The 13,095-nt window shown below is 48.6% G+C and carries 15 protein-coding genes; 10 read left to right on the top strand and 5 right to left on the bottom strand.

Translation table 11 applies throughout. The annotated features are described in order from the left end of the window. Nucleotides 1-5: 5 nt before the first annotated feature. From DRJ53_RS14975 to DRJ53_RS14945, 7 genes are all read left to right on the top strand, one after another. A complete protein-coding gene (locus DRJ53_RS14975) occupies nucleotides 6-422 on the top strand; it encodes a hypothetical protein (RefSeq protein WP_114236466.1) in 417 nt (138 codons plus the stop codon). Next, on the top strand, nucleotides 419-1,468 hold the full coding sequence (locus DRJ53_RS14970; RefSeq protein ID WP_114236465.1) for a sensor histidine kinase: 1,050 nt from the start codon (nucleotides 419-421) through the stop codon (nucleotides 1,466-1,468). The genes DRJ53_RS14975 and DRJ53_RS14970 overlap by 4 nt, the downstream gene beginning before the upstream one ends. Before the next feature lie 2 nt (nucleotides 1,469-1,470). Next, a complete protein-coding gene (locus DRJ53_RS14965; RefSeq protein ID WP_114236464.1) occupies nucleotides 1,471-2,520 on the top strand; it encodes a sensor histidine kinase in 1,050 nt (349 codons plus the stop codon). Beyond that, nucleotides 2,520-3,284 (top strand): LytR/AlgR family response regulator transcription factor, encoded by a 765-nt coding sequence (locus tag DRJ53_RS14960; protein WP_114236463.1) that lies wholly within the window; start codon nucleotides 2,520-2,522, stop codon nucleotides 3,282-3,284. Before DRJ53_RS14965 ends, DRJ53_RS14960 begins: the two co-directional genes overlap by 1 nt. A gap of 128 nt (nucleotides 3,285-3,412) precedes the next feature. Continuing rightward, nucleotides 3,413-4,327 carry an alpha/beta fold hydrolase gene (locus tag DRJ53_RS14955; protein WP_114236462.1) on the top strand — a complete coding sequence of 305 codons (915 nt, stop codon included), beginning with the start codon at nucleotides 3,413-3,415 and terminating at the stop codon, nucleotides 4,325-4,327. 77 nt (nucleotides 4,328-4,404) lie between these two features. Then, nucleotides 4,405-5,778 carry a S41 family peptidase gene (locus DRJ53_RS14950; RefSeq protein ID WP_162303886.1) on the top strand — a complete coding sequence of 458 codons (1,374 nt, stop codon included), beginning with the start codon at nucleotides 4,405-4,407 and terminating at the stop codon, nucleotides 5,776-5,778. 149 nt (nucleotides 5,779-5,927) lie between these two features. Further along, nucleotides 5,928-6,611 carry a hypothetical protein gene (locus DRJ53_RS14945; protein WP_123893591.1) on the top strand — a complete coding sequence of 228 codons (684 nt, stop codon included), beginning with the start codon at nucleotides 5,928-5,930 and terminating at the stop codon, nucleotides 6,609-6,611. A 124-nt stretch (nucleotides 6,612-6,735) separates the two neighbouring features. Here the strand turns inward: DRJ53_RS14945 and DRJ53_RS21330 are convergent, their stop codons facing one another. Then, nucleotides 6,736-6,891: a hypothetical protein gene (locus DRJ53_RS21330; RefSeq protein WP_155523216.1), complete on the bottom strand. Its 156-nt coding sequence runs from the start codon at nucleotides 6,889-6,891 to the stop codon at nucleotides 6,736-6,738. Then, nucleotides 6,878-7,486 (bottom strand): ATPase, encoded by a 609-nt coding sequence (locus tag DRJ53_RS14940; protein WP_241558569.1) that lies wholly within the window; start codon nucleotides 7,484-7,486, stop codon nucleotides 6,878-6,880. Before DRJ53_RS14940 ends, DRJ53_RS21330 begins: the two co-directional genes overlap by 14 nt. Nucleotides 7,487-7,658: 172 nt before the next feature. Between DRJ53_RS14940 and DRJ53_RS14935 the strand changes: the two genes are divergently transcribed. The 3 genes from DRJ53_RS14935 to DRJ53_RS14925 all read left to right on the top strand — a co-directional run bounded on the left by DRJ53_RS14935 (nucleotide 7,659) and on the right by DRJ53_RS14925 (nucleotide 10,424). Then, entirely contained in the window at nucleotides 7,659-8,447 is a 789-nt protein-coding gene (locus DRJ53_RS14935; protein ID WP_241558568.1) for a TIGR02757 family protein, read from the top strand. A 5-nt stretch (nucleotides 8,448-8,452) separates the two neighbouring features. Next, the gene (locus tag DRJ53_RS14930; RefSeq protein WP_114236457.1) at nucleotides 8,453-8,764 is read left to right on the top strand and encodes a hypothetical protein; all 312 of its coding nucleotides are present in this window, start codon (nucleotides 8,453-8,455) and stop codon (nucleotides 8,762-8,764) included. Nucleotides 8,765-8,885: 121 nt separating this feature from the next. Continuing rightward, nucleotides 8,886-10,424: an FAD-dependent oxidoreductase gene (locus tag DRJ53_RS14925; RefSeq protein WP_114236456.1), complete on the top strand. Its 1,539-nt coding sequence runs from the start codon at nucleotides 8,886-8,888 to the stop codon at nucleotides 10,422-10,424. 96 nt (nucleotides 10,425-10,520) lie between these two features. Here the strand turns inward: DRJ53_RS14925 and gldD are convergent, their stop codons facing one another. The 3 genes from gldD to DRJ53_RS14910 form a co-directional block, all read right to left on the bottom strand. Continuing rightward, nucleotides 10,521-11,114, bottom strand: coding sequence for a gliding motility lipoprotein GldD (gldD, locus tag DRJ53_RS14920; RefSeq protein WP_241558566.1), 594 nt, complete (start codon nucleotides 11,112-11,114; stop codon nucleotides 10,521-10,523). A gap of 43 nt (nucleotides 11,115-11,157) precedes the next feature. After that, nucleotides 11,158-12,501 (bottom strand): gliding motility-associated protein GldE, encoded by a 1,344-nt coding sequence (gene gldE, locus DRJ53_RS14915; RefSeq protein ID WP_241558565.1) that lies wholly within the window; start codon nucleotides 12,499-12,501, stop codon nucleotides 11,158-11,160. A 91-nt stretch (nucleotides 12,502-12,592) separates the two neighbouring features. Next, the gene (locus DRJ53_RS14910) at nucleotides 12,593-13,033 is read right to left on the bottom strand and encodes a single-stranded DNA-binding protein (RefSeq protein WP_114236455.1); all 441 of its coding nucleotides are present in this window, start codon (nucleotides 13,031-13,033) and stop codon (nucleotides 12,593-12,595) included. Nucleotides 13,034-13,095 lie beyond the last annotated feature (62 nt).

The following is a 13,095-nucleotide window of genomic DNA, read 5'->3' as shown; positions in this document are numbered from 1 at the left end:
ACGCTATGTGGGTGCTGTTGTTCTGCCAGGGAATGTTGTTGCTGTACAGCGTAGCCGTTACGCTTTGGGGCGGCAATACCAACCGCAACAACCAAACACTTTCCCTTACCGAAAAGCTGCAGGAATGTGCCGTCAACAGCCTGCTGCTAGGGTTGCCAATCGTTGGATTTGCCTTCCACATTCAATGGCTGATGGGTGCATCACTCCTGCTGTATCCGGCACTGCTGCTTACCGAATTCCTGGCTCATTGGCGCCCATATTTCCAACAAAGAGCAGGGCGGCTTCAAAATGGTGCACAACATACGGGAAACAACCGTAGCGATGCAGCACTAATAACATTTCCTCATCTATCTATTTGCATCTTGCACGGGCTCATACTTGCCAACGCTGTTTGTGCCTATATTTACTTTTTCAGTGCATGAGCCGCCGTCCCTTTTACAACAACACGCATTTTTTACTCATCGCCAGCGGGTTTGTGGTCAACACGCTGCTGGCAGTGGTGTACCGGTACATTAATTCCGGCAGCCCGTTTGTGCGATTTGAGGAATGGTCGGGGTTTTATGGGCAGGGCTGGCCCATCATGGCGCAAACCTTTGTGGTGTTGTATTTTGTTTATTACAGCATTCGTTACTTCAATAAAAAATACAGCGCTGCACCCAACAGCTTTTCCCGGTTTTTAAACGAAATCCTTTTTATACTGCTTGTCGGCTTTGCCATCATGCAGGCCTTTTACTGGATATTTGTTACCTACCAGGTAGTGCCCGAAGAGGACATGCAGTTCCTTGATCGAAAGCTGAAAATGATCCTGACCATCGATGTAACGCTGCTGATTGTGATCTATGCGTTCATGACATCGTTCCGCATTTTCCGATACCTGCAACAAAAAAACCTGGAGCTGCTGCAGTGGCAAAAAGAGTATGCACAAACACAGTTTGAAACCGTAAAAAATAAACTCAACCCGCACTTTTTATTCAACAGCCTGAATGCACTTTCATCGTTGGTGTGGGTGGATGCCGACAAGGCCGAACTGTTTATTGAAAAACTTTCCCGTTCGTACCGCTACCTGCTGGAGCATAAAGAAAAAGCGCTGGTGCCGCTGGCCGATGAACTGCAGTTTTTGCAATCGTTTTTATACCTGATGCAGGAGCGTTTTGGTAACAAGCTGCAAGTGATGTTACCACCTTTGGATGCAGGAGAAAAACTATTGCTGCCACATTCATTGATGATTGTATTTGATTACCTGCTGGCACAAAATAAAATGAGTGCTGCAGCACCGCTTCATGTAACCGTGGCGCAGGATGCAACTGCACTGCTAATTAGCTACAACCCTCAACCAAAAGAAGACAGCAACACGCAGGCAGCCGAACAACTGGTACGCCTGCAGGAGCAATACAACCTGCAAGGCAAACCCATGGTGCTGCAACAATTGGGCAACGGGCAGGCTACCATTCAACTACCGCTTTTTTAACCATGGCACAAACACAGCCCCTCATACAAAAGAATGTGTCGCCCATCCGCATTACGCTGGTCATGATTGGCGTGGTGAGCCTGCTGTACCCGCTGTTTTTTGCGTACATCGACAAGCAATTTTCGTTGCGCTTCCTGGCTGTTGAATTGTTGTTTACAACAGCGCGTCTTACCTGCATCGCATTCATTTGCTATGGCATTATCTGGCTGTCGGGTAAAGCCTTGCATTGGGCGCCTTCGTGGTTGCGCCACTTGTTGGAAGTGATCGTTATTCTATTTTGCGCCTATTGGTTTTTGGTAGCGTTTATTGAAGGCATCGACCGGCCGCTTACCGGCAGTAATCCCGCCGATCCGGCCAGTTGGGTTTTTCGCAGGCATATTGGCTTGTACCTGTTGGCCACGGTCTTTATTTATACTTTTTTATCGGGGTTAAATTATTACCACCTGGCGCAGCAAAAAGCGGCACAGGCCGAAAAGCTGCAACGCGAATTTGCACAGGTACGGCTGCAGGCACTCAAGAGCCAGGTGAACCCGCATTTTTTGTTCAACAGCCTGAGTGTGCTTTCGTCGTTGGTGCATGTAGATGCGGAGCTGTCGGAAAAATTTATCCTGCAACTATCCAAGGCGTACCGCTATATACTCGATCAAAAAGATGCCGACCTGGTGCCGCTGCGCGAAGAGCTGCAGTTTTTAGATGCGTATTTTTTTTTACTGCAAATAAGGTTTGGGCAAAAAGTACAACTGCAACAACACATTGCACCCGAAACGACCGGCTATAGTTTACCACCGCTTACGCTGCAATTGTTGGTGGAAAACGCGGTAAAACACAACGCCATGTCGGCGGCACAGCCGTTGATCATCTCCATTGATGCTGCGGGCAGCGAACTGGTGGTGCAGAACAACATCAGCCGGCGCAACCAGTCCGAAACTTCAACCGGTATTGGCCTCGACAATATCAAAAAAAGGTATGCGCTGCTAACCGAAGCAAAAGTAACCGTCGAACAGGATGCACAAACATTTAAGGTGCACATTCCGCTTATAAAAACTGCATGATGAAAGTAGTGATCATTGAAGACGAGCCCCTTTCGGCAAAGCGCCTGGAGGGCATGCTTAAGAAATACGACAGCAACATCGAAATACTGGCCGAATTGCCTTCGGTAAGCAGCGCTGTGGCCTGGTTTAAAGAGCATGGCGACCCCGACCTGGCACTGATGGACATTCACCTCGAAGACGGCCAGAGCTTTAAAATATTTGAAACCATCAACCTGCAGGTGCCGGTTATTTTTACCACGGCATACGACGAATACACCATCCGTGCATTTAAAGTAAACAGCATTGACTACCTGATGAAGCCGTTGAATTACGAAGAGTTGTCGGCTGCACTGGATAAATTCAAAAGGCTGCACGTTGACGGCACCGATGAAAGGGAACCGGCACTGGAGCAATTGCTACAGGCGCTGCAACCAAAAGAGCCCGAATACAAAACAAGGTTCCTGATCTCCATCGGATCGCGGCTGAAAACCATCGACACTGCCGATGTGCAATACTTTTACAGCGCCGATAAAGTAACCTTTTTGGTTACCACCGACAACCAGCGTTTCCCGGTTGATTTTAGCCTCGATAAACTGCAGGCAATGCTCGATCCCAAATCATTTTTTCGCATCAACCGCCAAATGATGGTGCGCCTCGAAGCCATTGAACAAATACATGTATACTCCAAGGGCCGCCTGAAACTGGAGCTGCAACCGGCACACAAAGAAGAAGTGTTTGTGAGCATGGATAAGGTGGTAGAGTTTAAGGAGTGGTTAGGAAAATAGATAGTTGCTTTTTACTGCGGAATGCTGCAATCCCGATTCATCACCCCGCATCCGTCATTCGTCGGGATTGATTCTTTACCACCCCTTCGTTTTATTCTCTTTGTATCACCAACAACAAACAAAGAGTTATGAAACGATATGCTTTCCTGCTGACACTCCTGTTCACCGCCACATTTGCCATGGCGCAGGATTCTACTTTTTACTTCACTACATCCGACAGCGTGCAACTGTATGTGCGGGTGGCGGGCAAAGGTGCGCCCTGTGTGTTTGTACACGGCGGCCCCGGCTCCACCAGCTATTATTTCGAAGCATTTGAAGGCGCCAAAATAATTGAGCAGCGCATGCAAATGGTGTACTTCGATCAGCGTGGTTGCGGCCGCTCCGACTCGGCCGCCAACAACAACTACAGCCTGCAGCGTTTGGAGCAGGACCTGGAGGAATTGCGCACCGCATTGGGTTATAAAAAATGGTCAGTAATGGGCCATTCGTTTGGGGGCATCGTCATCACCAACTATGCAGCGCATTATACCAAATCAGTATCGGCTTTATACATGCTGCACGGCACGGTAAACATGGAAGCATCGATGCGCAGCCACCTGGAGTTTGGCCTGAAAGAATTGAACATGGCGCAGCATGCCGTGGTAAGCGACACCACCAAACCACTCAATGAAAAAGTGTGGGCCGTGCACGATGAGTTGACCAAAAAAAGCATGTGGTACAAACTGATGTTTCGGAATGCTGCCGAAAAAGTGATCAACGATTCGGTAACCTTAAGCGTGCACCGCTTTAACCGCGACTTTGCCAACAAGGTGTGGGGCGTGGCCGATTACTGGACCAATTTTGCACCGCTTACCCGTTCGGTAAAATGCCCGGTGCTGGTTATTACCGGCGATAAAGATTACGCCATTGGCACCCGCCATTACCAGGATTTTCTTTTTCCCAAACAAACCGTGGTACACTACATCGGCGGGCATGCATCCTTCCAGGAAGAGCCGCAGTGGTTTGCTGAAAAGATCCTCGCATTTGCCCAAAAACATTCCTGAAAACACTCATTCTTTTTGCCTTAAATAAAAATTGCTACAGCCATAAAATAGTTCACCAAACAACAATGCAAACAACCATGAACAAGATCATACTGCTCGTACTTGCCGCATGTACGCTGCATACAAGCTTTGCACAAAAAACATTCGATTCCGCTGCATATGTACAGTTTTACCACAACTATTGGGAGCAGCCGCACTACAGCATGGACACAACCGAAGTGCACCTCAGCACCGAAGAAAAAATAGCAGGCCTCGGCAAAGCATGGGCCGAGGCACGGTTCAATTTTGCCAACTTCGACCTGATTGCGGGCACCAATTGGGACAGCCTGTACCAGGCTTATATTCCACGTGTAGCGGCTGCGCCCAATACCGATGCATATTACAAAGTGTTGCAGCAATTTTACCAGCACCTCCGCGATGGCCACACCACCATTTACCAGCCTGCACGATACTGGCAAAAGTTTGCAGCCGTGCTGCCGCTGGAACTGCGTTGGGTTGAAGGCAAAGTGGTTGTTGTAAAAAACCTGTCGACTAAAAAAGAAGATGCCCACATTAAACCCGGGATGGAAGTAGTGAAGTTTGGGGGACAACCGATTTTAGAATACATACAAAAAGAGATCAGTCCGTACCTGAGTTTTTCAACACCGCAAGACAGCACCGAACGCATTTACCGGTACGAGCTTACTCCTGGTGTTGCAGGCACCAACGAAACGCTTGAGCTGCGTACAGCAGCGGGCAAAACGTTTACCCATACGCTGCAACGCATACCGGTACAGCAAATGCAGCAGCAGTACCCGTTGGCGAGTTTTACCGTGCTGAAAGGCAATATTGGATACCTCACGCTGAACTCGTTCAATGATACTGGTGTGGTGCGCATTTTTGATAGTTTGTTTGCGCAGATCAGCAAAACAGATGCATTGGTGATCGACATCCGCAACAACGGTGGTGGCAACGGGCAGAACGGTTTTGAAATATTGGGATGCCTTACCGGCCAGCCTTTTTATACCGGTAAAACTGCCATCCGCAAGTACATGCCGGTGGGCCGTGCCTGGAACGATCCGGAAACGATTGACATCAGCGGCTGGGACTGGAAGCCTTACAAAGATCAACTGTATGCAAAGCCCGTGGTACTGCTCACCGGTGCCGCTACTTACTCCGCCGCGGAAGATTTTACCAGTGCATTTCGCTCCATCAACAGGGGTAGAGTATTTGGCCAGCCAACGGGTGGCAGCACCGGTCAGCCGGTATCGTTTAACCTGCCCGGTGGCGGTGGTGGCCGTGTATGTGCCAAGCGTGATTACCTGTGGGATGGAACCGAGTTTGTAGGCATCGGTATTGCGCCTGATGTGTTGGTAACACCCACAATAAAAGGCATTGCTGCAGGGCGGGATGAAGTGTTGGATGCGGCTGTTCAGTATGTAAGCACACAAAAAAATATTGCCGTAAAATAATTGGTTGTTGGTTGTAATCCACCCAAGGCAATGGCTGCGGGTGGATTCTTTTTTTACAGCACAACAGCGGGTTTAAAAACATTAGCTTGCACCACGAAAACAGCAGCATGAAGTTCCGACTGTTCCTTGCATTAATACTGTCAACTTGTTTGCAGAAAACCCATGCCCAAACCAAAGTGTACCTGATGCCCACGTTGCACCGCATGCATGCCACCAACATCCAATACAGCTACGATACACTGCAAGCCATTATTGCCCGCATAAACCCCGATGTGGTAGCGGTGGAGTTGCGCCCCGAAGATGAAAACGGCGACACTGCGTACCTGCGGCAAAACTATCCATACGAGATGTGGATGATGCGCTACTGGCAGCCATCGGCCGCCATCAAAGGCTTTGACTGGCTGGGCAAAGAACTGGAAGGAAAGCGAATCCCACCACGGTACTGGCAGGAGCATTCAAATATCAAAGCATTGCAGCAATTGCTGGCTGCTGATACTGCGTTTAGTAAAAAAATGGAAGCCTGTACGCTGTACAACAAACAACGCATGCCCGTGTTGCAAAGCGGCAGCATAAATGATATCATTCGCGGCAATGATGCCTTGCTGGTAAGGGCTTACTACGATTGCCTGACCAGCCAGTTGCGCAGCACCGACTACGAAGCACTGCCTCTTTTTTATACCGAACGCGACCGGCGCCTGCAACAAAATGTATTGCAGATCATCAATAACAACAGCGGGAAAACAATCGTGATCCTGACCGGTGTGGATCACTACACGTATATGCAGGAAGCGTTGAAAAAAGCGGCGGGTGTTGTGTTGGTGCAGCCTTTGTAAAACCTAGCACATCAACATTATTAGATGGCTATACAGGTGAAAGCATTAATTAAACAAAAGAGTAGTTCAGTGATATGATCATTGTCTATACAAAAGCAGCGGATAGCTATTGAAAGCTTGTTGTTTACTGTTGCTTGAGGTCTTTTGCCGCTACCTTGAGCACTTTCCCATCCTGCGAAACGACAACAAAAGCATTGTCTCTTTTCTTACGGTCAAGCAGTCGCTGTACGGCAAGTTTACTGCCTTTTAAAACTTTATCGCGGATTTCAGCGTGCTTCATAATTCGCTAAATTATTGAATGTATCCCACTTTTCCTGTGATGTAATTAACGGCTGCCCGTTTTCTTTACGCTCAGCAATTATTTCCGGTGTTGTATGGGAGTTATCGATCAACAACCAATAGTCAGCATGGGCTTGGTAAAGGTGAATGAAGTTGCTGATTCCAGCATAGTACCGGCGGGTTATGGTGTCTTCCGGAATGTTGTGTCCGCCTTCAGATACACGCATCCGTACCCGCTCCTTTGCAAGTTCTACAGAATCCAGCCAGTAGTAAATGAGGTTTATCGTATAACCTGCTGCTCTTGCCTTGTGAATGAGGCCTACAAAACTTCTTGTTGACAGCGTTGTTTCAAATGCAAAATCCTGCTGTTGTGCCATCAAATCGTTGATTCGCCGCAGCATGATCTTACCCGCTTCAATTGAAACTTTCTCGGGCTGAAAAGGGGAGAGTCCACGTGCAATTTCATCGGCATTTACAAACTCACGTATCTCCAGCAATTCAGGGAGAACGGTGTATGACGCTGTAGTTTTACCTGCTCCATTGCATCCGGATATAATAAATAAATCGGGCAATATTTTTAATTGCAATTTAAGCAAACCTAAGGTTCAAGACATTTGCTGTAACCCAGAGCAGGATAGTTATCAATAGGCTGCGCAAATTAATTACGAATCAAGGTGGAAATATTTCTGTCTAATTTGCTACAGATGACAAGAAACTAGATTAGAATCGATGAACCTTCGAACAAGCAACCAACATCAAATCAACTGCTTGTACCTTTACTCCGTGGAGCCGCAAAACCTGAAGGAATTCCTCGATAGAAAAGTTGCAGAATACAACACGCCGGCATTTATTGCACCGGATCCTATTTCCATTCCGCACCGGTTTACCCAACTGCAGGATATTGAAATAGCAGCACTGTTTGCGGCATTATTTGCATGGGGCAACCGCACCATCATCATCAACAAAGCCACCGAGTTGATGCGGCTAATGGATGGGGCACCGTACCAGTTTTGCCTGCAACACGGGGAGCAGGACCTGCGCCGTTTGCTACATTTTAAACACCGCACATTTAACCCCACCGACCTCCTGTATTTTGTACAGTTCCTGCACCATCATTATGTGCAGCATCATTCGTTGGAACAAGCTTTTACACGGGGCATGCAGCCAAATGATATAAACGTGGAATGTGCACTCAACGGCTTTCACCGCTACTTTTTTTCGCTGCCCGATGCACCGGCCAGAACCGGCAAACATATTGCTGCGCCATTTAAAGGATCAACCTGCAAACGCCTGAATATGTTTTTGCGGTGGATGGTGCGCAGCGATGCGCAGGGCGTGGATTTTGGTTTATGGAAAGGCATTTCGCCGGCGCAACTTATTTGCCCCATTGATGTGCATGTAGCCCGTGTAGCCCGCAGGTTTGGCCTGTTGCAGCGGCCCCAAACCGACTGGCTTGCAGGCGTGGAATTAACGGAGCAACTCAAACGCTACGATCCTACCGATCCGGCCAAATACGATTTTGCCCTTTTTGGATTGGGCGTTGTTGAAAAGTTTTAAACGCCATGGAAAACAACAGCGACTTATCGGTTTTGCTGCAGCAGCTTCCGGCAAATGCTTCGGACGAAGCGGCTTGGCTGCACCGCATGGGTTTGGTGCTCAATGAGCTGATCCTGCACGATTTTAGCAGGCTGGTGCAACTGCTTTACCGCGTGGATGTTTCCGAAAAAATGGTGAAGGAACTTTTGCAGCAGCACCCGGATGCAGATGCTGGTCTGTTGTTGGCTCGCCTGCTATTGCAACGGCAACAACAAAAGTTAGCAGCACGCAATCAATTCAGAAACGACGCCAATATTCCTGACGCGGAACGGTGGTAAAAAGGCAAATGTTTCCGCAACAATCATTACTAACACATCGTCCATCGGGGCAGTTTGTTATTTCTTTAAAAGCAGGCGGCACTACGGCACCATTTTTTTAGCGTATGCAAAAAATGCATCCATGAAAAGAGACGGCGCAACTACCAGCTTATGGCAAGCCAGCATACCCGATTATGTTTCCCGCACCAACACACCACCAGCCGAGCCTGTTGATGTGCTTATTGTTGGCGGTGGCATCACGGGCATTACCACGGCATTATTGCTGCAGCAGCAAGGCAAGTCCTGCATTGTAGCCGAGGCACAAAACCTGTGCTTTGGCACCACCGGCGGCACTACATCGCACATCAATTCATTTTTCGATACTACTTACGACAACATCCGCAGCGACTTTGGTGCCGAAGGTGCACAAACAGTGGCAAGGGCTACCCGCCAGGCGCTGGACCTGTTTGCGCATCATGTACACACTTACAACATCGATTGTGGCTTTGCTGAAAAAGATGCGTACCTGTATGCACAAAACGAAGATGAAGCAAAGCGGCTGGAGAAGATCATGAATGCATCGCTGGAGGCAGGCGCAAACATAGCTTATGCACCGCAGGTGCCCATTTCGGATCAGTATATCAAAGCCATTGTCTTCCCGCGCAATGCACAGATACACCCTACACAATATGTGCATGCCCTGGCAAAAGTATTTGAAGAAGCCGGCGGCATTATTTTACAGCAATGCACCGTGGGCCACTACACAGGCAACACCGAAATGCTGGAAGTGGAAACATCGTTGGGCACCATCAAAGCAAGAAACCTGGTGTATGCATCGCACATACCGCCGGGCATCAACATCCTGCACTTCCGGGCACATCCATACCGCAGTTATGCAATGGCCTTGGTGTTGGAAGATGAGGCACAATACCCCGATGCACTTGTGTACGATATGAAAGAACCTTATTATTACTACCGCACACAGGAGGTGGAAGGCAAGCGCTACCTCATTGCCGGCGGTGAGGATCATAAAACAGCACATGTTGAAAATACAGATGCTTGCTTTCAGCAACTGGAGGCACATGTACGCAAGCTGTTTGGTATAAACGAAGTGGCTTTCAAATGGTCGTCACAATATTTTGAACCATCCGATGGCCTGGCTTATATCGGGCACCTGCCTGGCGCCGGCGAAAACGTTTTTGTAGCTACAGGCTACAGCGGCAATGGCATTACGTATAGCCATATTGCAGCCAGAACGCTAACCGACCTGATTGTAACCGGGCAAAGCGAATATGCCCAACTGTTCCGGCCAGGCCGTGTAAAACCGGTGGCTGGTTTTACCGAGTTTGTAAAAGAAAACGTGGATGTGATCAAGGAGTTTTTCAGCAAGCGTTTTTCGCAACAGCAGTTGAACGAACTGGCCGACCTGGCCCCCGGTGAAGCCCGTGTGGTAAAATGGGAAGGAGAATCGATTGCGCTGTATAAAGACGATGGCGGAAAGCTGTTTGCCGTTGACCCGGTATGCCCGCATGCCAAATGCGCCGTGGGCTGGAACAGCGCCGAAAGGTCGTGGGATTGTCCCTGCCACGGCTCCCGTTTTGCACCGGATGGCACCCTGCTTACCGGCCCTGCCCGCAAAGGCCTGGAACTAATTGATTTGGCGAAGCTGGTGGAGGAATAATTTGAATAATTTGAAAGTGTGCTGATTTGAAAATGAGGTGGGACAGTTTACTCTATGCCACCTCATTTTCAAATTTCAAATTGCCACATCTTCAAACTAATCTTTCCATTGCAACGAACCAATCAGCCGCTGAAGATCCTGCCGCAAAAAATCGTTTACGGGTCGCAGTGAGTCTTCGTTGGGCGTGGTTTCGAAATAGAGTGCACCACGTAAAAAATGCTCGGTGGAATCGGTTACAAAAAACTGGCTGGAAGTAGCGGTGTTGCCTTTGAGATTAAAGAATACGCCGTTGATGCCATTAGGTGTTTGAAAAGGCTCCGGTTCAATGGCCGATGCTTTATACGTATGTTGCTTGTACGAAAGTGTGAATGCATCATTCACCAGCGAGTCGAAATTATTGCGCCGTACATCTTTGTAGCTGATGTGAATGCGGCCGCCAAACTGCGGAAAATCAATGTTGATCCAATATGGATTTTCGGGCTGCTGCTCAAAAAAAGTACTGTCTTTGATCACCTTTCCATACGCCGGGTATTCAAACTTATAAGGGTAGCCGGGCTCATCAAACCAATTGTATTTTTTATCGGGCATGCCAATTTTAAAATAGCCCCGTGGCTTCGGCGTGTAGTCGCTGTTGCATGCAAGTGCCAGGCACCCGGCAACCATCAGTATCCAAAAAAAATAGTTTCTCAAAATCGTTGTACTGTTTAAACAAAACTTGTTGCAGCGCTGCCCCTTATTTTTCCGTACCTACGTCGATGGTAAGCTGCACGCTGCCGATGCGGTTTTTTTCTACACCCAATACTTTGAACTGGAAGTCGCCGGCAGTAAGCACTTCGTTGGGTTGCGGAAACTGGCCCGCAAGTTCCAGCACCAGTCCGCCCACCGAGTCGCTTTCACCTTTTACGGTATCAAAAGTATCGAGTGGCAGGTTGAGGCGGCGGCACAGGTCGTACAACATCATTTTGCCATCAACTACATAGCTGTTTTCCGAAAGCTGTGTAACGCCTGCTTCTTCTTCGTCAAACTCGTCGTGGATATCACCAATAATTTCTTCCAAAATATCTTCCATTGTGACAATGCCGCTGGTGCCGCCAAATTCGTCTACCACGATGGCAAAATGCACCCGCTTTTGCTGGAACTCCTGTAACAGGTCTTTGATCAGTTTCGACTCGGGCACAAACAGCGTGGGCCGGATCAGTGTATGCCAATCAAACTGCTGGTTGTCCATATGCGGCAGCAGGTCTTTGGTGTTGAGCACACCTGCAATTTCATCGAGGCTGCCTTTGTAGACCGGCAACCTGGAGTAATGCAGTTCTTCTACTTTGCGCAGCACGTCGGCAAACGAAGTGTTGTACTCCAGCCCGCTTACATCGAGCCGAAACCGCATGATTTGTTTTACCGAAATATTGCCAAACTTAACGATGCCTTTCAGGATGTTTTTTTCCTCGTTGCTGGTTTCTGCATTGTTTACTTCAATGGCTTCATCCAGTTCGCGGAGGCTTTTGGTTTGTTGCTGGTTGGCGCCGCTCACCTGGCTGATGTTTTCGGCAATATCTACCATGCGCAGCGATATGCGGCGCATCAGCAGGTGTATGCCTTCCACCACGGCGGAAGTGCTGTAGGCAAAACGCAGGTTGTTTTGCGTAGCCCATACTTTAGGTAAAATTTTACCGATCAATACCACCACAAATGCAATCACCAGGATCTTTACCAGCAGGTCGAGGTTAATGGGAATAATGATTTGTACCGTGCCCAGTTGCAGCACCGGCGTAAGCAGGTAGTTGGCTAAAATGATGATGGAAATATCGAAAACGGTACCGGCAATAAGCAGCGAAGTGTACACGGCTTTTCGTTCATCGAGCAGGGTAATGATGCGGCGGGCGGCGGCATGCTGTTTTGTTTTCAGCATGTTTACATCTTTTCCCTGTAGCGAAAACAGCGCCACCTCGGCGCCTGAGGCCACAAAACTAAGCAGCAGCAATATCAGCATCAGCACGGCCAGGAAAACAGTGCTCTGCGGGTCGAAGGCCAAAAGGGTGATGGAAGAAAATGTATTGATGACCGAATAGTGATCCAATGGTGAATTTTTGGTGAACAGGTGTAGTCAAAAGGCAGGTCGCTGATACGGCCTGCCCCTGAACTAAGTAACAAAAATATATTTTATCCTGTCAAAAAGGTATATCCGGTGAGGGCTCGGGCATGGGCGCATCGGAAGAACTCATTCCTTCGAGGCCGCCCTCCTGCGAAATGGAGTTGTGCGGGTGGTGGCTGCCGTCGGTGCGCTTGTCGAGCATAATGAGGTTATCGCCCACCACTTCAGTTGCAAATTTGCGGTTGCCATCTTTATCTTCCCAGCTGCGGGTACGCAGGCGCCCTTCTATATACACCAGGCTGCCTTTGTGCAGGTATCGCTGGGCCAGTTCGGCCAGGCCACGCCACAGCACCACGGTATGCCATTCGGTTTGCGACACCAGTTTGCCGGAGCGGTCTTTGAATGTTTCGGTGGTAGCCAGCGGAAATTTGGCAACGCCAATATTTCCTTCCAAAAACTGCACATCCGGGTCCTTGCCAAGATTCCCTATTAACATCACTCGGTTAACGCCACGCATAAGATTCTTTTTTGTCAGTGTAAGGAAACGGTCTTCAAAGAAATCTGCCCTACTAATTTAAC

Source organism: Paracnuella aquatica, from assembly GCF_003332885.2.
GTDB classification, from domain to species: Bacteria; Bacteroidota; Bacteroidia; order Chitinophagales; family Chitinophagaceae; genus Flavisolibacter; species Flavisolibacter aquaticus.
Note: the sequence above shows the minus strand (reverse complement) of the source record. Positions and strands in the feature narration are given on the sequence as shown.